The 18,470-nt window shown below is 60.8% G+C and carries 16 protein-coding genes and 1 pseudogene; 8 read left to right on the top strand and 9 right to left on the bottom strand.

The annotated features are described in order from the left end of the window. Positions 1 to 52: 52 nt before the first annotated feature. Positions 53 to 973: a histone deacetylase gene (locus CGA21_RS13685; protein WP_179056078.1), complete on the bottom strand. Its 921-nt coding sequence runs from the start codon at positions 971 to 973 to the stop codon at positions 53 to 55. Between the two features lie 75 nt (positions 974 to 1,048). On the opposite strand from CGA21_RS13685, the gene CGA21_RS13680 reads away from it, so the two are divergent. From CGA21_RS13680 to CGA21_RS13670, 3 genes are all read left to right on the top strand, one after another. Further along, positions 1,049 to 1,618: a GNAT family N-acetyltransferase gene (locus CGA21_RS13680; protein WP_110750953.1), complete on the top strand. Its 570-nt coding sequence runs from the start codon at positions 1,049 to 1,051 to the stop codon at positions 1,616 to 1,618. A 106-nt stretch (positions 1,619 to 1,724) separates the two neighbouring features. Next, a complete protein-coding gene (tesB, locus tag CGA21_RS13675) occupies positions 1,725 to 2,594 on the top strand; it encodes an acyl-CoA thioesterase II (RefSeq protein WP_110750955.1) in 870 nt (289 codons plus the stop codon). After that, positions 2,591 to 3,184, top strand: coding sequence for an HAD family hydrolase (locus tag CGA21_RS13670; RefSeq protein ID WP_020798710.1), 594 nt, complete (start codon positions 2,591 to 2,593; stop codon positions 3,182 to 3,184). The genes tesB and CGA21_RS13670 overlap by 4 nt, the downstream gene beginning before the upstream one ends. Positions 3,185 to 3,220: 36 nt before the next feature. Here CGA21_RS13670 and CGA21_RS13665 read toward each other — a convergent pair whose 3' ends face one another. From CGA21_RS13665 to CGA21_RS13645, 5 genes are all read right to left on the bottom strand, one after another. Next, entirely contained in the window at positions 3,221 to 4,177 is a 957-nt protein-coding gene (locus tag CGA21_RS13665; RefSeq protein WP_110750959.1) for an alpha/beta fold hydrolase, read from the bottom strand. Further along, positions 4,178 to 5,071 carry a neutral zinc metallopeptidase gene (locus tag CGA21_RS13660; protein ID WP_020798708.1) on the bottom strand — a complete coding sequence of 298 codons (894 nt, stop codon included), beginning with the start codon at positions 5,069 to 5,071 and terminating at the stop codon, positions 4,178 to 4,180. Positions 5,072 to 5,219: 148 nt separating this feature from the next. Further along, positions 5,220 to 6,089, bottom strand: a complete 870-nt coding sequence (locus CGA21_RS13655) for a neutral zinc metallopeptidase (protein ID WP_188264353.1) — start codon at positions 6,087 to 6,089, stop codon at positions 5,220 to 5,222. A 148-nt stretch (positions 6,090 to 6,237) separates the two neighbouring features. Then, positions 6,238 to 7,071 carry an aldo/keto reductase gene (locus CGA21_RS13650; protein WP_188264352.1) on the bottom strand — a complete coding sequence of 278 codons (834 nt, stop codon included), beginning with the start codon at positions 7,069 to 7,071 and terminating at the stop codon, positions 6,238 to 6,240. Further along, positions 7,055 to 8,803 carry an FAD-dependent oxidoreductase gene (locus CGA21_RS13645; RefSeq protein ID WP_188264351.1) on the bottom strand — a complete coding sequence of 583 codons (1,749 nt, stop codon included), beginning with the start codon at positions 8,801 to 8,803 and terminating at the stop codon, positions 7,055 to 7,057. Before CGA21_RS13645 ends, CGA21_RS13650 begins: the two co-directional genes overlap by 17 nt. Before the next feature lie 176 nt (positions 8,804 to 8,979). Here CGA21_RS13645 and CGA21_RS13640 point away from each other — a divergent pair, with 176 nt between their 5' ends. The 4 genes from CGA21_RS13640 (at position 8,980) to CGA21_RS13625 (ending at position 12,880) form a co-directional block, all read left to right on the top strand. After that, positions 8,980 to 9,756: an IclR family transcriptional regulator gene (locus CGA21_RS13640; protein WP_110750967.1), complete on the top strand. Its 777-nt coding sequence runs from the start codon at positions 8,980 to 8,982 to the stop codon at positions 9,754 to 9,756. Positions 9,757 to 9,999: 243 nt separating this feature from the next. After that, positions 10,000 to 11,055 carry a Gfo/Idh/MocA family protein gene (locus CGA21_RS13635; RefSeq protein WP_188264350.1) on the top strand — a complete coding sequence of 352 codons (1,056 nt, stop codon included), beginning with the start codon at positions 10,000 to 10,002 and terminating at the stop codon, positions 11,053 to 11,055. Positions 11,056 to 11,057: 2 nt separating this feature from the next. Next, on the top strand, positions 11,058 to 11,873 hold the full coding sequence (locus tag CGA21_RS13630; RefSeq protein WP_188264349.1) for a sugar phosphate isomerase/epimerase family protein: 816 nt from the start codon (positions 11,058 to 11,060) through the stop codon (positions 11,871 to 11,873). A gap of 128 nt (positions 11,874 to 12,001) precedes the next feature. After that, on the top strand, positions 12,002 to 12,880 hold the full coding sequence (locus CGA21_RS13625; protein ID WP_110750973.1) for a DMT family transporter: 879 nt from the start codon (positions 12,002 to 12,004) through the stop codon (positions 12,878 to 12,880). Positions 12,881 to 12,886: 6 nt separating this feature from the next. Here CGA21_RS13625 and CGA21_RS30390 read toward each other — a convergent pair whose 3' ends face one another. From CGA21_RS30390 to CGA21_RS13615, 3 genes and pseudogenes are all read right to left on the bottom strand, one after another. Continuing rightward, a complete protein-coding gene (locus CGA21_RS30390; RefSeq protein ID WP_411157071.1) occupies positions 12,887 to 13,675 on the bottom strand; it encodes a methyl-accepting chemotaxis protein in 789 nt (262 codons plus the stop codon). Positions 13,676 to 13,741: 66 nt separating this feature from the next. Continuing rightward, a pseudogene (locus CGA21_RS30385) lies at positions 13,742 to 14,509 on the bottom strand (MCP four helix bundle domain-containing protein); the annotation flags it as partial. Between the two features lie 90 nt (positions 14,510 to 14,599). Beyond that, positions 14,600 to 15,937, bottom strand: coding sequence for an MFS transporter (locus CGA21_RS13615; protein WP_110750977.1), 1,338 nt, complete (start codon positions 15,935 to 15,937; stop codon positions 14,600 to 14,602). A gap of 581 nt (positions 15,938 to 16,518) precedes the next feature. On the opposite strand from CGA21_RS13615, the gene quiC reads away from it, so the two are divergent. Then, positions 16,519 to 18,420 (top strand): 3-dehydroshikimate dehydratase QuiC, encoded by a 1,902-nt coding sequence (quiC, locus tag CGA21_RS13610; RefSeq protein ID WP_188264347.1) that lies wholly within the window; start codon positions 16,519 to 16,521, stop codon positions 18,418 to 18,420. The last annotated feature ends 50 nt before the right edge of the window (positions 18,421 to 18,470 follow it).

The raw sequence follows: 18,470 nt of genomic DNA, 5'->3' as shown, positions 1-18,470 counted from the left end.
TCAGGTTATCCACAGGCGGCTCCACAGGCATTGTGGGTAAAGCATGCACAACTCAGTGACAGCCTGATGACTGCCAGACCCGCTCGGCGCTGTGATGCAGGATGCCATGGCGGCGGGCGAGGGCCTGGCGGTCCTTGCTGTAGCCGCCGCCGATCACGCCGACCACCGGGATATCGCGGCCCAGGCAATGGCGCATGACGGCTTCATCGCGAGCGGCGACGCCTTGGTCTGTCAGCTTCAGGTAACCGAGCGCATCATCCTTGTGCACATCGACACCTGCGTCATAGAGCACCAGGTCTGGCTGATAGAGGGGCAAGAGGTAGTTGAGCGCATCGTCCACCACTTTCAGGTAATCGGCATCGCCCATGCCGTTGGGAAGCGGGATGTCCCAGTCACTTTCGGCCTTGCGTGCGGGAAAGTTCTTTTCGCAGTGCAGGGAAACGGTCACTGCCTCTGGAGTGTCATGCAGAATTCGTGCAGTGCCGTCGCCCTGATGCACATCGCAGTCGAAGATCAACACCCGATTCACCCGGCCACTCTCCAGCAGGAAACGGCTGATCACCGCCAGGTCATTGAAGATGCAGAAGCCGGCGGGGTAATCGTAATGCGCATGGTGGGTACCTCCGGCCAGGTGGCAGGCCAGGCCATGCTCCAGCGCCTGCTCCGCCGCCAGCAACGAACCGCCGACCGCCCGCACCGTGCGCCGGGCCAGGGCTTCGCTCCAGGGCAGGCCGAGCCGCCTCTGGTCCTCGCGGGACAAGTCGCCACTCATGTAGCGCTCGATATACGAAGGGTCATGGGCGAGGGCGAGAATGTCCGCCGGGCACAACTGTGGGCGCAGCAGGTCGGCGTCGCGCGTCAGGCCGCTGTCCACCAGGTGATCGCGCAGCAGGCGAAACTTGTCCATGGGAAAGCGGTGATCCGCCGGGAACTCGGGACTGTAGTCTTCGTGGTAGATCAGCGGCAGGGGCATGATGATTTCGTTGCGCAATGAGTGAAGGATCCTACCAGCGTTGTAGACTGGCGGCATGGAATTGGGGAGGGAACGATGGAGCCGATACTCGAACTGGCGAGCGCTCGATTGCTATTGCGGCAGTGGCGCGATGAGGATTTGCCGGAGTTTGCCGCGATGTGCGCCGATCCACAGGTCATGCGCTATTTTCCCGCACCCTTGAGCCGATTGGAAAGTGCCTCGTTGATTGGCAGGGTTCGCGAGCACTTTGCCGAGCACGGTTTTGGCTTCTGGGCGCTGGAGCGCAAAGACACCGGCCAGTTCATTGGTTTTACCGGTCTGGGCGTGGTCGGGTTCGACGCGCCTTTCACACCGGCCATTGAAATCGGCTGGCGCCTGGCGCGCGAGCATTGGGGCCTGGGTTATGCCAGCGAAGCGGCATGGACCGCTCTACGCTGCGGGTTTGATCGCCTGGTTCTGGATGAAGTCGTGTCCTTTACCACGGTCGGCAACCTGCCGTCGCAGAAAGTCATGCAGGCGATCGGCATGCAATACGATCCGGCCGATGATTTCGATCATCCCAGGCTTGCCCTCGATCATCCTCTGCACCACCACGTGCTGTATCGCATCAGCCGCGAACAATGGCTGCAAACCTTGCATGGATAACCTGGCACGGACGTTTACAATGGCCCCTATGTTGGCACGGGCCAGAAAGTGAATTGACCGACGCAGCCAGGACTGCGCGGCATTGCGTTGTGTGAGGAGAGTCTGAATGAGCCAAGTGTTGGATGATCTGGTCGACCTGCTGAGCCTGGAATCGATCGAAGAAAACCTGTTCCGCGGCCGTAGCCAGGACTTGGGTTTTCGTCAGCTGTTCGGTGGCCAGGTGCTCGGTCAGTCGCTGTCGGCAGCCAGTCAGACCGTTGAAGAGGCACGCCATGTGCATTCGCTGCATGGTTATTTCCTGCGCCCGGGCGACGCCAAGATGCCAGTGGTTTATTCCGTGGACCGCGTGCGCGACGGCGGCAGTTTCAGCACTCGCCGGGTCACGGCGATCCAGAAAGGCCAGCCGATCTTCACCTGTAGCGCCTCGTTCCAGTACGACGAAGAAGGTTTCCAGCACCAGACACAAATGCCGCAGGTGGTCGGACCGGAAAACCTGCCATCGGAACTGGAACTGATCCAGCAACGCGCCCACCTGATTCCCGAGCACATGCGTGAAAAACTGCTATGCCCGAAACCGATCGAGTTCCGACCCGTCACCGAGGAAGATCCCTACAACCCCAAAGCCAGCGATCCGATCAAATACGTCTGGTTTCGCGCCGACGGGGCCTTGGCCGACTCCCCGGCATTGCACAAGTATTTGCTGGCCTACGCGTCGGACTTCGGTCTGCTGACCACCTCGATGCTGCCCCACGGAAAATCGGTCTGGCACAAGGATATGCAGGTCGCCAGCCTCGACCACGCGCTGTGGTTCCACGCTGACCTGCGCGCCGATGACTGGTTACTGTATGCGATGGACAGCCCATGGGCCGGCAACTCTCGCGGCTTCTCCCGTGGCAGCGTATTCAACCGCGCCGGGCAACTGGTGGCCTCGGTCACCCAGGAAGGCCTGATTCGCCATCGCAAGGATTGGGCATGAGCCTGGCCGACGTACGTCATTGGGTGTTCGACATGGACGGCACCCTGACGGTGGCTGTGCATGATTTCGCAGCGATTCGCATCGCGTTGGCGATCCCGCCAGAAGCCGACATCCTGACGCATCTGGCGGCGCTGCCGGCCGATGAAGCCAGCGCCAAGCACGCCTGGCTGCTCGAGCACGAGCGCGATCTGGCGCTAGGTTCGAAACCGGCACCGGGGGCTGTGGAGCTGGTGCGTGAATTGGCCGGGCGCGGTTATCGCCTGGGCATTCTCACGCGCAATGCCCGTGAACTCGCGCATGTCACGCTGGAGGCTATCGGCCTGGCCGACTGCTTTGCGGTAGAAGATGTGTTGGGTCGCGATGAAGCGCCACCGAAGCCGCATCCAGGAGGATTGCTGAAACTGGCCGAAGCCTGGAAGGTGTCGGCCAGCGATATGGTGATGGTCGGTGATTACCGTTTCGACCTCGACTGCGGTCGTGCGGCGGGAGCGCGGACGGTGTTGGTCAACCTGCCGGATAATCCGTGGCCCGAGTTGACCGATTGGCATGCGAGCGATTGTGTCGAGTTGCGGCAGATGCTGTCGGTGTGATTTTTAAGGGGCAAAGATCGCAGCCTGCGGCAGCGCCTACGGAAACAACGCCTGCTGCCCCTGCGGTGAAGTAAACATCCCATCCCCGTTATGCCCGACCCCGGGCACCTCAATCAATTGCTGCTGCAGCCCTTGGGGTTGCAGCCGCTTCAGGTAAGCGAAGTAGTAGCGCCCCCGGGCCAATCGATACGGCCCCTGAGCCTTAGCCTCGCAGGATTTATCCAGCGCCGGGTGGTTCGGGTCGACGTCCTGCTGCCCCAGCAGATAAACGATGTTGCGCTTGAGGTACTTTTCCTGCAGCAGCGCGGCAGTTTGTCCTTCTGCATAGGCAGGTAGATCTGTCAGGCCGTATTTCCAGCGGTTGAATTGCGGACAACCCGCATGACTGAAGGCCACTGGCCGACGCTCATCGAAATAGGTGTAGGAAGAGGGGTTAGCGATCACATAGCGCACCTGCACGCCGGCAGTTTCCAGCGCGGGCTGGTCGTGGCCCAGCAAGGCGTAGCGCTGAACCACTTGAGCGCCCGCCGAATGACCGGCAATGACGATTTGCTTCAAGTCCGGAAATTGCTGGCGATCACCCAGGCGGGCAATGATTTCGTCCAGCGCTTCGTAGGAGCTCAGGCGAAAGGGGGCTGTGGATTCACCGCCAGCCATCCATTCATTGCCTTGCCAGCGCAAGACGGTGTCCGCTACCGGGTGCTGTGCAACGTCGTCTTCATTAAGAAATTGCGGCGCGATCACCAGGGTCGTAGCGCTTTGCCCGGCCAGTTCGGCCGCGCGTTCGGCGCTCTGGAGGTAGGTCTGCGCATTGCGCAAGCGCCCATGGACGATGATCAATACCCGCTCGATTTTTGGCGGGGCCGGGCTGATGCCCACCGCTATTTCACCGGACTTTAACAACAGGCGCCCGGGGCTGATTTCCTTGACCCCATGCTCCGCAGCCTGGGAGGCTGTGCAGGTAAACAGTAAGACTAACCACCACTTCTTCATTTACAGATTTTTCGCCGCAAAGGTATCGCACTGGCCAACCTGGCCCTGGGCGAATCCGGTTTTGAACCAGCGCACCCGTTGCGCTGACGTACCATGGGTAAACGAGTCCGGCACCACACGGCCCTGACCTTGTTGCTGCAAACGATCGTCGCCGATGGCGTTCGCAGCGTTTAACGCTTCTTCAATATCGCCCGGCTCCAACCAGTTCAGGCGCTTCTGCGCGTTGTTGGCCCAGACTCCGGCCAGGCAATCGGCTTGCAGTTCCTGGCGCACCAGCAACCCACCATCGCCTTCCATCTGCCGGCCTTGCTGGCGGGCAGCCTGAATCTTTGCCGAAACACCGAGCAAGGTTTGTACGTGGTGACCGACTTCGTGAGCGATCACATAGGCCTGGGCGAAATCGCCCGCGGCAGCGAAGCGCTGCGACATTTCCTGGAAGAAGGCCATGTCCAGATAAACCTTTTGGTCTGCGGGGCAATAGAAGGGGCCGGTCGCCGACGTCGCCAGTCCGCAGGCCGAATTGACCCGATTGCTGAACAACACCAGGGTCGGATCCTTATATTGCCGGTCCGCCTGCTGGAAAATCTGCCGCCAGGTGTCTTCGGTATCACCGAGAATCGAGCGGACGAACTCGGCCCCTTCATCAGTGGCCGGTGGCGCCTTGCGCGTCTGCGATGTGGTGGGCGCCGATTGTTCGCTCATCTGCCCAGTCAGTTGTCCGAGAATCTGCATCGGATCCTGGCCGGTGATCCAGCCGATGCCCACGATCAGCAGGATCGCCGTCAGGCTCAGGCCCTTGCCGCCACCAAAACGCATCCCGCCGCCACCGCCGCCGACATCATCGCCACGGGCATCGACCACGTTGTCGCTGCGTCGGCCTTTTTTCCATAGCATGTGGGAATCCTCTGATGTTGCGGGTAAAGAACCGTGGGATGAGTGTTGCTGCTCAGTTGGAGCGGCGCCAGTCCGGTCGTCAGACAGCCATGAGCGGCAGCGGTTCTATCCAGGCTGCGACATTAGAGGCTTCATTGACGGGCGGGTATCACAGCACCTCGGCGGCGAAGGTGTCACAGGCCTCCGGCAGGCCTGTGGCGAAACCGGTCTTGAACCAATTCACGCGCTGCAAAGAGGTGCCGTGGCTGAAGGTCTCTGGGCGAATCCGGGCATTGCGCGCCGCCTGCAACTGGTCGTCTCCGAACATTGCCGCGGCATCCAGGGCCGCTTCAATATCCCCCGGCTCCAGCCAGTCCAGGCGCTGTTGCGCATGGTGCGCCCAGACACCGGCCAGGCAATCGGCCTGCAACTCCGCACGCACTTCCAGCCCGCCATCGCCACTGACGGGTTGTTGCTCGAGCAAGGCTTTTTCGAACGGTTCGGAAAGGGCCAGCTCAAGCTGCACGTGATGGCCGATTTCGTGAGCGATGATGTAGGCGCGCGCGAAGTCACCGACCACTGAAAACTGCTGCTCAAGCGTGCGGAAAAATTCGAGGTCGAGGTACACCTGCCGATTGGCCGGACAATAGAACGGGCCACTGCCGGCGCTGGCGAATCCACAATCCGAAACCACACCATTGTTGAACAGTGTCAGGGTGGGATGTGGATATTGCCGGCCCATTTGCGCGAACAGTTGGTTCCAGGTGTCTTCGGTATCGCCCAGCACCGACTGGACAAACGTTAACTGCAGATCTGCTTCAGGCTCGATCGATGGTTGAGGGCGGGGGTGATCCAGGGTGTACGAGGGTTCGAGCTTGGTAACGTCTGCTGGCGTGTCCTGTGTCGAATAGAGCCCGGCGCTGGCCAGGGCGATGGCGGCCAGCCCAGCGGCCAGTGTTGTCCCTGTAAGCGTGCGGGCATCCTTGCCCTTGCGTATGTCGTTCACGTTTTTGCTGCGTCTTGCCTTGTTCCATAGCATGTTGGGGTCTCTCATAGATTGATGGGGCGTATAGCGCCGGGTCTATGAATAACCGCACTGGCAAAGGCGTGTGGGTGAAATGTGTAAGGTTTGATGAGGCCACGGTCATTGCGGTAGGTGTCGCACAATGAAAGTGGCTTTTTCGCGGTTATCGATCGAACGCGTCCCACATCGGTGCAAAGTCCGGACTGACCAGTCGCTCGCGCTTGGACAGGCCGGCGATCAGCGCACGGTCTAGATCATCCAGGTTGACGGCAAGTGCTGCCAGGTTGGCCAATTGGTTGGCCTCGCTACTGGCCTTGGGGATAGCTGCCACATTCGGTTGATCCAGCAGCCATTTGAGTGCGACCTGGGTCGGCGATACCCCGTGCTTGGCGGCGATCTGCTGGATAACCGGAACATCCGTCACCCTGTTGCGTGCCAGCGGCGAATAAGCCGTCAGTGCCAGATCGTGTTGACGGGCGTAGTCCAGCAGTGCGTTTTGCCCAAGCAGCACGTGGTACTCGACCTGGATGGCGGACAACGGCGCGCCGAGTTCCTCGACGACGGTGCGCAGCAGGGGGAGCGGGAAATTCGCCACGCCAATATTGCGCGCCAGCCCTTGCTCCTTGAATGACACCAGTGTTTCGATCGTACGCGGCAAGTCCCAATCGGTGCTGGGCCAATGGATCATGAAAAGGTCGATGTAGTCGCTATGCAAGGCCTTGAGGCTGCGGTCCATGGAATGGCGCATGGCGTCGGGTTGCAACTGGTCCCACCAGACCTTGCTGGTGACGTGGATTTGTTCGCGGGGTGCCTTACTGTTCAGCAGCGCCTGACCGACAGCGTCCTCATTGTTGTAGGCCGCTGCGGTATCGATGTGTCGATAACCCAGTGCCAGGGCTTGCTCAACTGCTCGCGTGCACGCTTCGCCGAGCATCGGCCAGGTGCCGAGGCCGAGCTTGGGCATGTTCAAACCCTGTGCGTTAACGATGTGCTGCATGGTCGATCTCCTTTTCATAAGCAGTGACGCCGGCGATATGACGCGCGGCGATGTAGCCGAACGTCAGCGCCGGCCCCAGGTTGATGCCGCCAGCAGGGTAGTGGCCGCCCATGATGCTGGCCATGTCGCCTCCCGCCGCGTAAAGGCCGGTGATGACCTGGCCCGAGTCGTCGAGGACCTGGGCGTGTTGATTGACCTTGAGCCCGGCAAAGGTGCCGAAACAACCCGCTTCGACTTTCACCGCATAGAACGGTCCTTGCTCGATCGGCGCAACGCAAGGGTTGGGCTGCTGCAGCGCATCACCCTGTTTGCAGTTATAGGGCGTTGAGCCGCGTCCGAACTGCGGGTCCTGGCCATTGCGCGCGTGGCGGTTGTAGTCCGACACGGTGGTGCGCAAGCCGACCGGATCGATGCCGCAAGCCTGTGCCAATTCCTCCAGTGTCTTGCCGGTTTTCAGATAACCACTGCGGATAAAGGGTGACAGCGGCACCGGAAACGGCCGGGAGATACCCAGGCCGTACCGTCGTTGAAAGCCATGGCTGCAGATCAGCCAGGAGGCCACTTCTTCGTCGGGCGGGGCGCTGGCTACCATGGCAGTCACATAGTCGTAGTAGCCGTTGGCTTCGTTGACGAAGCGCTGACCGTTGCTCAGTACACCGATGATCCCAGGCTTGCCGCGCTCGATGATGTGCGGGAAGTGGCCGCGACTGCCATCACGGTATGGCACTCGTGAAACCGGAGCCCAGGCCACCGGCGATGCCTGGTTGGTATCGACTTTGGCGCCGGCGCTTTCGCCCAGCCGCAGGCCATCGCCAGACACGCCGAGGGGTGGCAGTGCCAGGTGTTCGTGTCCGGTTGGCGTACGGGGGAAGAGGGACTTGCGCCGTTCGACGTCATTGGCAAAGCCGCCGGCCGCGAGCACCACCGCCCTGCGGGCGTTGATACGGATCGAACCCTTTGCAGTGCGAACCACCGCGCCTTGTACCCTATCGTTGGTGCGCAACAACTCAGTAACGGGGGCTGATTCCCACAGCAACACGCCAAGATCGTCGGCGGATTTCGCCAGGCGCGCTACAAGCGCCACGCCGTTGACCAGTTGCATCGCCCGGCCATGCACGACAAGGTCGAACAGATGGCGAGTGAAACGTCGGGTAACGTGCCACGCCGCCTGCAACGAACGGGTCAGGTTGAGGAACGCGGCAAGATCTGCGCCCGCCATGATCGGCATGCCCATGAAGGAGGTTTCGCGCATGGTTTTGCGTAGGCGCTTGAGCAGCTTGCCGACGTTGCGCGCGTCGTAAGGCGCGGCGATGACAGAACGCCCACCGGTACCGGCGCCCGGCGTGTCGCCATGAATGTCGGCAATTGCGTTGCCATCGGCGAATTGCAGCGAGGTGTGCTGTTCGAAGAATGTGACCATGCGCGGAGCGGCTTCAAGGAAGGCGTCGATCATTGCCGGGTCATAGCGATCACCCAGTTCGTGTTTCAAGTAAGTGCGCGGTTGTTCAACGTCTTCGACGATGCCGGCCCGTCGGGCCAGGGGATTGCACGGTACCCACGCCCAGCCCCCGGACCAGGCGGTGGCGCCGCCAAAAACCGGGTCCTTTTCCACCACTATCACTTTCAGGCCATGCCAAGCGGCCGTTACGGCTGTTGCCAGGCCTGCCGCACCGGAGCCGACAATCAGCACATCGCAATCGATGTCGGGGGAGCAGTACGGTTGGGCAGGCATGGTTTGAAACTCCGCTTTGGTTTATTTTGGAATTTAATTCCAGAAAATATATGAGGCAAAAAGAGGGGCGGCAAGCCGGCACTGTATAAAACGGGCGGTTATCGCACGGGCAGTTCCAGATTTCGCATTCCTCAGGTTCTCTTCTAGAATCGAACAAATTTTGCGTGGATATCCCCATGGCTGGCAGTCAGATCGAACGTGTTTTCAGTGTGCTGGAAAGCCTCACCAGCGACCCTCGTGGCCTGCCGATGCAGGTGCTGGCGGAGCAATTGGACATCCCCAAGAGTGCTACCCACCGCTTGCTCGCCGAGCTAATCCGACTCGGCTACGTGCGCCAGAATCCAGAGAATTTGCGCTACCACTTGTCGACCCGGTTGGTGGCGATGGGTTTCCGCTATTTGTCGAGTAGCGGCGCCGATATCGTGCAACCGGTGCTCGACCGGTTGGCTCAGGAAACCGGCGAACTGGTGCGTCTGGGAGTGATCGAAGGCGAGCGCCAGACCTGGATCGCCAAGTCCCAGGGGGCTCGTTCCGGCCTGCGTTATGACCCGGATATGGGGCGGGATGCGCCGCTGTTCTATACCGCTTCCGGCCATGCCTGGCTGGCGTGCATGAGCGATGCCGAAGCCTTGTCGCTGGTGGAGCGCCAGGCAGCGACCCCGCCGCTGGAACTGGGCCCGAATGCCCCAAGGTCCAACATTGAATTACTTGAACGCTTGCGGCTGGCACGGGAGCAGGGCTACGCCTGTGTCGAGGAGAGTTCTGCGGTTGGCACCTCGGCGATTGCCGCGGTGGTGCGTCATCCCGGTGATGGCCGGGTGATCGGCGTGCTCAGCATTGCCGGACCGAGTGCGCGGATGCCGGGGGCGCGGCTGCATGAATTGGCGCCGTTATTGTTAGCGTTTACCGAGGAGTTGTCGGCCGCGAGTCTGGCCTCAGAACTATTCAGCTAAAGCCTCTACAAAACCCCTGTGGGAGCGGGCTTGCTCGCGAACGACGGAGCGTCAGTCAATATTTAAGCTGTATGACACACCGCATTCGCGAGCAAGCCCGCTCCCCACATTTGATCGGTGTTGAGCTTGCTAAAGCTGTGCGCTGTTCGAACACTTTCAATGTGCGCGTGTGTAAGAATATGGAACTCGGTTCTAGATTGTTGATGTCGACTTTCCAACAACAATCACAATGAGGACCGCACCTTGAGTTCACCCTTGCGAATAGCCCTTATCGGCACTGGCAATATGGGCCAACAGCATTACCAGCAGCTGAAAGCCCTCAATGAAGCGACCTTGTGCGCAGTGGCTGACCCCGGTCCGCACGCATCGGGTCTCGCCAGCGAATGGGGGGTGGAGTATTTCGCCGATCATCGTCAGATGCTGGAGCAGGCGAAGCCTGCGGCCGTCATTATCGCTAACCCGAATGCGCTGCACGTCAGCACCGCACTCGATTGCCTGGCTGCCGGCGTGCCGGTGTTGCTGGAAAAGCCGGTGGGCGTGCACCTGGATGAGGCCCGTGAGCTGGTGGCTGCCTCTAAGTCGAGCGGTGTTGCGGTGTTGGTCGGCCATCACCGACGCCACAATCCCTTGATCGTTCGCGCCCATGAACTTGTCCACAGCGGCGCATTGGGCCGGTTGAGCACCGTTACCGCCCTCTGGCAATTGCGCAAGCCCGATAGTTATTTCGAAACAGCCTGGCGCCGTGAACCCGGTGCGGGCATGTTGTTGACCAACCTGATCCACGACCTCGATCTGCTCAGACACTTGTGCGGCGAAGTTCGCCAGGTGCAGGCCGTCACGAGTAACGCTGTGCGTGGGTTTGCCAACGAAGATTGCGCGGCCGTGCTGCTGCAATTCGACAACGGTGCGCTGGGCAGCCTGACCGGGTCCGATGCGGTGGCGGCACCCTGGAGCTGGGAGCTGGGCTCCGGGGAGAACCCGGTGTATCCACGTCAGGCCGATCAACCGTGCTATTTGCTGGCGGGAACTGCCGGGGCACTTAGCATCCCGCAGCTCAAGCGCTGGCACTACACGCAAGCGGACGGTGGATGGCATCAACCCCTGGTCTCGACTGACGAGCCTTTCAGTGTCGATCAAGCGCTGCGCTTGCAGTTGCAACACTTCGTGCGCGTTGCGCGTGGGGAGGTCGAACCGCTGGTGAGCGCCGCCGATGCAGCCCGCACCCTGGCGCTGGTCGAGGCCATTCGCCAAGCCGCTGAAACCGGGTGCGCCTGCGCACCGGCCTTGATCGAGGATTGATCATGAGTGAACGAATCTTTTCCCTGGCCAGTCTGACTGTGCTGGAGTTGTCACCGCCGGACATGGTCGAAGTCGCGGCACGAGCCGGTTACAGCCATGTCGGCTTGCGCCTGGTGCCAGCGACGCCAGAGGAACACCATTTCGCGTTGGTGGCCGATGAAGATCTGCGGCGCCAGACCCTGGCACGTCTGCGCGATACCGGCATTCGTGTCCTGGATGTCGAAATCCTGCGGCTGAAACCGGACACCGTTGTTGCGGATTTCGAGCGGGTGCTGGCAGTGGGTGCCGAATTCGGTGCCAGTGAATTGCTGGTGGCGGGTAACGATCCTGACGAGCGACGAATGACAGAAAATTTTGCCCGGCTGTGTGATCTGGCAGCACCTTATGGGCTGCATCCGCACCTGGAGTTCATGCCCTGGACCGACGCGCGCGATTTGCAGCAAGCCATGCGCATCGTGGAAAAGGCTGAGCGCGAAAATGCGGCGGTGCTGGTCGACGCCTTTCACTTCGATCGCTCTGGATCGCGGCTGGAAGATCTGGTCAGGATTGCCCCCTCGCGGTTACGGTATGCGCAGTTGTGTGACGTGGCGGGTCCCAGGCCGCAAGACATGGCAGAGATCTTGCGGCAGGCGCGTAATGAACGGCGTTTTCCCGGCGACGGCGATTGTGATCTGCCGGGGCTGTTGCGGTGTTTGCCGGCTAACATTCCATTGAGCCTGGAGATTCCCACCGTGCGACTGCTAGAGCAGGGCGTGAGCGGATTGGATCGAGCGCAAATGGCTTTGGATAAAACCCGCGAATTGTTGGCGCGGCTGTAAGCGGTGCTGCGCACCTATCGTCGGAGTGCCGCCCAGACCAAGCCGCGCTCCCACAGGTTCTTTGCTGATTCCTGGGGGCGTGGCTTGCCTGTGAGGCTTTGACTTTTGATGTACACAAAGGAACCCCAATGACCGTCAGCACCCCGCTTTCCGGCGTCAACAAACCCTTCAAAGGGATCCTGCTGATCGTTGTCGCAACCTTCCTGTTTTCCAGCCATGACGCCATATCGAAGTACCTTTCCGGGTTCTATCCGATTGTCATGGTGGTCTGGGCGCGTTACGTGGTGCATACCTTGCTGATGGCCGGGATATTCCTGCCGCAATCCGGGTTGCGCGTGCTGCGTACCAAGCGGCCGCTGCTGCAACTGGTTCGGGCGTTGTGCCTGTTGGGTACCAGCCTGTTTTTCACTACGGGGTTGATGTACATCCCGCTGGCCGAGGCGACGTCGGTCAACTTCCTCGCACCGGTGCTGGTGACCGCGTTGTCGGTGCCGTTGCTGGGGGAGAAGGTCACCCGGGGCCAATGGCTGGCGGTGATCTGCGGGTTTATCGGGGTGCTGATCATCGTGCACCCCGGTGGTGATCTGTTCACCCCGGCGGTGCTGCTACCGTTGTGCTCGGCGCTGTTTTTCTGCTTCTACCAACTGCTGACCCGCAAGCTCAGTGAGATCGACAGCCCGACCACCAGCAACTTTTTTGCCGGGCTGTGCAACACCTTGGTGATGAGTGCACTGGTGCCGTTCTTCTGGCAGGTGCCGACCTTGATGCACGGCGCAATGATGCTGGCGCTGGGCGCTTGCGGCATGACCGCGCACCTGTTCTTGACCCAGGCCTTCCGCCATGCGGCGCCGGCCTTGTTGGCACCCTTCAGCTATTGCCAGATCGTGTTTGCCGGCCTGCTGGGCTGGCTGCTGTTTTCCCACACGCCGACCCTGACCACCATCGTCGGGATCGCCATAATTTGCTGCAGTGGCCTGGCGGCGGCATGGCAACAAAGCCGCCGCTGAGGTCACTCAGAACCTGAAGCGCAGCACCAGGTTCTGCAGGCCTGCAGCCAATTGCGACAGTTGTTGGCTGGTGGCGCTGGTGCGGGTCGAGGCATCGGCACTTTGCAGTGACAGGTCGCGGATGTTCAGCAGATTCCTGTCCACTTCGCGGGCCACGGCGGATTGCTCTTGCGATGCGCTGGCGATCACCAGATTGCGCTCGTGGATCTGCTCCATGGCCCGGGTGATTTGCGCCAGCGCGAGGCCAGCCTCTTCGGCAATCGACAGGGTGGCGGCGACGCGCTGACTGTTGCCATGCATCGACTGCACCACACTCTCGGTATCGCCCCGGACCCGGCCGATCATCTGTTCGATTTCCCGAGTCGATTGCTGGGTGCGATGGGCCAGGGCGCGCACTTCATCGGCGACCACCGCAAAACCGCGCCCGGCTTCCCCGGCCCGTGCCGCCTCGATCGCGGCGTTGAGCGCCAGCAGGTTGGTCTGTTCGGCGATGGCGCGAATCACGTCCAGCACCTTACCGATTTCCCGGGATTGCTCGGCCAGGGTTTGCACTTGTTGCAGGGCTATGCCGGCATCGGCGCTCATGGCCTGAATCGAGTCCAGTGTCTCAATAACCCGCACCTGGCCCTGGCTGGCCTGCTGTGTCGACTGACGCGTGCTGTCGGATGTCGACACGGCATTGCGTGCGACTTCTTCCACCGCGACCGTCATCTCATTGACTGCGGTGGCGGCTTGTTCGATTTCGTTGTGTTGCTGCTGCAGTCGCCCGGAATCCTCGTGAGTGCTCTGCTGCATTTGCTCGGCGGCTGCATTCAGCTGGTTCGACGCCGTGCTGATCCGTTGCAGGGTTTCGCGCAGGCTGGTCTGCATGATCGACAGGGCGGTGAGCAGGCGCGCGGTTTCATCGCCACCGTGGCTGTGTATCGGTGTGCCGAGATCGCCGGCCGCCACTTGCTCGGCCACTATCACCGCCTGGCGGATGGGCACCACGATACTGCGGATCAGCAGCCAGGCGAGCAGAACGGTCAGCAGCGACACGCCCAGCAAGGCCCCGATCACCGTGTCCTTCACCTGGCCATAGAGCGTGTCGGCTTGCGCGGCGGACTGACTGACTTCGTTGGCGGTAAGCGCGACCAGTTCGGCGAACTGGTCGCCGCTGCGAGTCGAGTAGTCCTGGATTTCGCCATTGAGCAGTGCGGTCATTTCGTCAAGGCGGTTTGCCTGCGACAGGCGTTCGTATTGCGCCAGCGCCTCGCGGTAGCGGGTGACCGTCGCCACGAAATTTTCGTACGGCACCCGGTTATAGTCGCCTACGAGCGGGGTGAACTTTTCCAGTGCCAGGGCAAGCCAGCCCTGCACTTGATGCAGGCGTGTGACGGTCGCGTCGAGCACCTTGGGCTCGCGATTGAGCGCCATGCGCAGGCTGAGCACGCGAATGCTCAGGACGTAGTCGCGAATTTCACCCAGATAACGGGTGCTGGGCAGGGAGACGTTCTCGGTGTGCTGGCCGGTGGCGCGTACTTCGGCGACCTGCTTGAGGGCGAACAAACCTTGCAACAGGACCAGCAAGGCGATGAGGCCGAAGCTGATCGTGGCGCGCTTGGCGATGCTCAAGTGACCTGGCGACATGGTTTCACCTCCTTGGCGATGAACACGGATTCATAAAAAACAGGCACAAAAAAAGCGCAGGCCCGAATCCGGGCCTGCGCCGAGGGAACATCAGTCTTCTACTTTCGGGATCTTGCGCGGTGCCATGAAGTACATCCAGGTCAGCGCGATGAAGTACATCGCCGGGATCAGGGTGAACAACACGGTGTAGTTGTTGTTGGTGATGGTCAGGATGTGGCCGACCAACTGGGTCATGAACATCCCGCCAATCGCCGCACACATGCCGCCGAAGCCGAATACGGTACTCATCATGTGCTTGGGCGTGTAGTCCATCACCAGGCTCCAGATGTTCGCGGTCCAGGCCTGGTGCGCACCGATGGCCAAGGAGATTGCGGCTACCGCCACCCACAGATTGCTGGAGCCGGCGGCCATGATCACGCCGATGATGCAGCAGGCGAACAGGAACATGGACATCAGGCGCGCCTTGATCGGGTTGACGCCGCGACCGATCAGGAACGAGGACAGGATCCCGCCGCCGACACTGCCGAAGTCGGCGGTGAGGTAGATGATGATCAGCGGAATGCCCATCTGGGTCACGTTGATGCCCAGGTTGTATTGCTGATTGAGGAACGGTGGCAGCCAATACAGGTAGAACCAGAACACCGGCGCCGTGATCGAGTAGGCGAGGGCGAAGGCCCAGGTGCCACGCATGCGCAGGATTTTCGAGAAGGGCACGCGGGCTTGTTCCGGCTCCACTTCATTCTGGATGTAGTCCAGTTCCGACTGTTTTACGCGGGGGTGATCTTCCGGGTTGAAGTACTTCAGGCCCCAGAACAGCAGCCAGATCCCGCCCAGTGCCGACATGCACAAGAACGCAGCCTGCCAGCCCCAGACATGGAGGATCAGCGGCAGCAGCATCGGAGTGAACATCGCACCGACGTTGGTACCGGCGTTGAAAATGCCGGTGGCCACGGCGCGCTCGCCAGCCGGGAACCAAAGGCGGGTGGTTTTCACACAGGCCGGGTAGTTGGCGGCTTCGGTCAGACCGAGAATGAAGCGGCAGACCATGAAGCCGACCGCCGAAGTGGCCAGGCCGTGGGCGCCGGTCGCCAGGCTCCAGAGCAGCACGGCGCAGAAGAACACGCGCTTGACGCCAACCCGGTCGATCAAGCGGCCTTGCAGCACGAAACCGATGGCGTAGCCGACCTGGAACCAGAAGTTGATGTTGGCGTAGTCCATCGCCGTCCAGCTCATTTCCTTGGCCAGGATGGGCTGCATGACGCCGAGGGCGGCGCGGTCGATGTAGTTCAAGGTGGTGGCAAAAAACACCAGCGCCAGCATGCCCCAACGGGTTTTGCCGACAGCCATGGCGCCGCGGATTTTGTCGCCGATGCCGCCAGAGGCAGCGGTCATGGCCGGAGCCATGCGTGAGCTAGGTGCAGGATTCATATGTGCCATCCGTTCAATGACTGACAAGCAAGGCTCGTCGGGACTTCAAGGGCGCGTGATCAATCGATGGCGATGGGCGCAGGACTGATCGGCTGGTTTCGTCGGCTGACGGTTTATTCAGCGAGCGGCACGGGAGTGCCGGCGGTGCGCAAGGTTCGGATGGACGCCAGGCAGGGCGTAATGACGGTGGTTCGAATGAACGAGGCGTTGAATGAGCGCATGAGCATATACCCGGTTTTTGAAATTTTTATGTGGTGTTCAGGGTCGTTGGTAACTGAGGCCGTCGGTGGATGACCGGACTCAATGTGGTGTTGATGTTGCGCATTGAGCAAAAAATCGTCAATTCGCTAAAGCCCATTTTGTTCGATAATCGCACGCAAAACTAACTGGGTAGTACACTTTAAATTGCTGTGTGAGATCTCGCAGCCAATAATTCACTCAAAGCTAAACGCGATCCTTGCAGGAGCCCGGCTTACCGGCAGTGGCATCCGCCAGATCGCCATCGCCGGTAAGCCGGGTTGCTACAGGGATTGTATGCAGTGCCCCTAACAAGATTGCCTCCACCACCGGGAGTCGAAAAAATGCAGCGTTCCATTGCCACCGTGTCCTTGAGCGGTACCCTGCCGGAAAAACTCGAAGCCATTGCCGCCGCCGGTTTCGATGGCGTCGAGATTTTCGAGAACGACCTTCTCTACTACGACGGCAGCCCGCGGGAAATTAAACAGATGTGTGCCGATCTCGGGATCGCCATTACCCTGTTTCAACCGTTTCGGGATTTCGAAGGCTGCCGCCGTGATCGCTTGTCACGCAATCTGGAGCGGGCCGAGCGCAAGTTCGACCTGATGCAGGAGCTGGGCACCGACCTGGTGCTGGTGTGCAGCAACGCCTCGGCCGATTCCATCGGTGATGAGCTGGTTTTAGTCGATGATTTGCGTCTGCTGGCTGAACGCGCTGGCGCGCACGGTCTGCGCATCGGTTACGAAGCGCTGGCTTGGGGCCGTCACGTGAACACCTACCAGCAAGTCTGGAACATCGTCCGTCAGGCCGATCACCCGAGCCTCGGCGTGTTGCTCGACAGTTTCCATACGCTGTCGCTCAAGGGCGATCCGAGCGCTATCGCCGAGATTCCCGGCGACAAGATTTTCTTCGTGCAAATGGCCGATGCACCGATCCTGGCCATGGATGTGCTTGAGTGGAGCCGGCATTTCCGTTGCTTCCCGGGCCAGGGTGAATTCGATTTGCCTGGTTTCCTCGCGCCGATCATCAAGAGTGGCTACACCGGGCCATTGTCGCTGGAGATCTTCAACGACGGTTTCCGCGCCGCACCGCCACGGGCCAACGCCGCTGACGGTTTGCGCTCGTTGTTGTACCTGGAAGAGAAAACCCGCGAACGCCTGGCCCAGGACGCCAAGCCTGTCGCCAACCCCGACATCCTGTTCGAGACACCGAAGGCCAGCGAATACAACGGCATTGAGTTTCTCGAGTTTGCCGTGGACGAAAGCCTCGGCGCCAAGCTCTCCCATTGGCTGGAGCGGCTGGGTTTCGTCAAGGCCGGGCAGCATCGCTCCAAGAGCGTCAGCCTGCTGCGCCAGGGCGATATCAACCTGATCCTCAACTCGGAACCTTACTCGTTCGGCCACAGTTTCTTCGAGGCGCACGGACCATCGCTGTGCGCCACTGCCGTGCGAGTCAAGGACAGTGCCAGCGCGCTGGCCCGGGCGGTGGCCTACAAAGGCCAGCCGTATCGCGGACTGGTCGGCCCTAATGAACTGGAACTGGCCGCCGTGCGCGCGCCGGATGGCAGCCTGATTTACCTCGTCGATCAAGACGCCGATGTCTATGGGACCGACTTCAACCTGCAGCCGGCCGCGGTGAGCAGCGGCGGCCTCAAGCGCATCGACCACATGGCCATGGCGCTGCCCGCCGACAGCCTCGACAGTTGGGTGCTGTTCTACAAGAGCCTGCTGGACTTCGAGGCTGACGACGAAGTGGTGCTGCCCGATCCTTATGGTCTGGTGAAGAGCCGCGCCCTGCGCAGCCGCGACAGTTCGATCCGTCTGCCGCTGAATATTTCCGAAAACCGCAACACCGCCATTTCACACGCGTTGTCGAGTTATCGCGGTTCCGGCGTGCACCACATCGCGTTTGATTGCGACGACATCTTTGCCGAAGTCAGTCGGGCGAAAGCGGCAGGCGTGCCGCTGTTGGATATTCCGCTCAACTACTACGATGACCTGGCGGCACGCTTCGATTTCGATGACGAATTCCTTAGCGAACTGGCCTATTACAACGTGCTGTACGACCGTGATGCCCAGGGCGGTGAACTGTTCCACGTGTACACCGAGCCGTTCGAGGGGCGTTTTTTCTTCGAGATCATTCAGCGCAAGAACGGTTATGCCGGTTACGGTGCGGCCAACGTGGCGGTACGCCTGGCGGCCATGGCCAAATCCCGTAGCGGTGCCGTGCGTCAGGCAAAGTTGTAGGAAAATCGTAACTACGCCGACAAACCGCTGCCGCACGGCTTCCTTCACTG

Source organism: Pseudomonas sp. PSB11, assembly GCF_014596605.1.
GTDB lineage: Bacteria > Pseudomonadota > Gammaproteobacteria > Pseudomonadales > Pseudomonadaceae > Aquipseudomonas > Aquipseudomonas umsongensis.
This window is presented reverse-complemented; position numbering and strand designations above follow the sequence as displayed.

Bases quoted from the DNA above. Each gene is read 5' to 3' on its own strand.
- CGA21_RS13685 (WP_179056078.1), bottom strand. From the start codon at position 973: ATGCCCCTGCCGCTGATCTACCACGAAGACTACAGTCCCGAGTTCCCG.
- CGA21_RS13680 (WP_110750953.1), top strand. From the start codon at position 1,049: ATGGAGCCGATACTCGAACTGGCGAGCGCTCGATTGCTATTGCGGCAG.
- tesB (WP_110750955.1), top strand. From the start codon at position 1,725: ATGAGCCAAGTGTTGGATGATCTGGTCGACCTGCTGAGCCTGGAATCG.
- CGA21_RS13670 (WP_020798710.1), top strand. From the start codon at position 2,591: ATGAGCCTGGCCGACGTACGTCATTGGGTGTTCGACATGGACGGCACC.
- CGA21_RS13665 (WP_110750959.1), bottom strand. From the start codon at position 4,177: ATGAAGAAGTGGTGGTTAGTCTTACTGTTTACCTGCACAGCCTCCCAG.
- CGA21_RS13660 (WP_020798708.1), bottom strand. From the start codon at position 5,071: ATGCTATGGAAAAAAGGCCGACGCAGCGACAACGTGGTCGATGCCCGT.
- CGA21_RS13655 (WP_188264353.1), bottom strand. From the start codon at position 6,089: ATGCTATGGAACAAGGCAAGACGCAGCAAAAACGTGAACGACATACGC.
- CGA21_RS13650 (WP_188264352.1), bottom strand. From the start codon at position 7,071: ATGCAGCACATCGTTAACGCACAGGGTTTGAACATGCCCAAGCTCGGC.
- CGA21_RS13645 (WP_188264351.1), bottom strand. From the start codon at position 8,803: ATGCCTGCCCAACCGTACTGCTCCCCCGACATCGATTGCGATGTGCTG.
- CGA21_RS13640 (WP_110750967.1), top strand. From the start codon at position 8,980: ATGGCTGGCAGTCAGATCGAACGTGTTTTCAGTGTGCTGGAAAGCCTC.
- CGA21_RS13630 (WP_188264349.1), top strand. From the start codon at position 11,058: ATGAGTGAACGAATCTTTTCCCTGGCCAGTCTGACTGTGCTGGAGTTG.
- CGA21_RS13625 (WP_110750973.1), top strand. From the start codon at position 12,002: ATGACCGTCAGCACCCCGCTTTCCGGCGTCAACAAACCCTTCAAAGGG.
- CGA21_RS30390 (WP_411157071.1), bottom strand. From the start codon at position 13,675: ATGCAGCAGAGCACTCACGAGGATTCCGGGCGACTGCAGCAGCAACAC.
- CGA21_RS13615 (WP_110750977.1), bottom strand. From the start codon at position 15,937: ATGAATCCTGCACCTAGCTCACGCATGGCTCCGGCCATGACCGCTGCC.
- quiC (WP_188264347.1), top strand. From the start codon at position 16,519: ATGCAGCGTTCCATTGCCACCGTGTCCTTGAGCGGTACCCTGCCGGAA.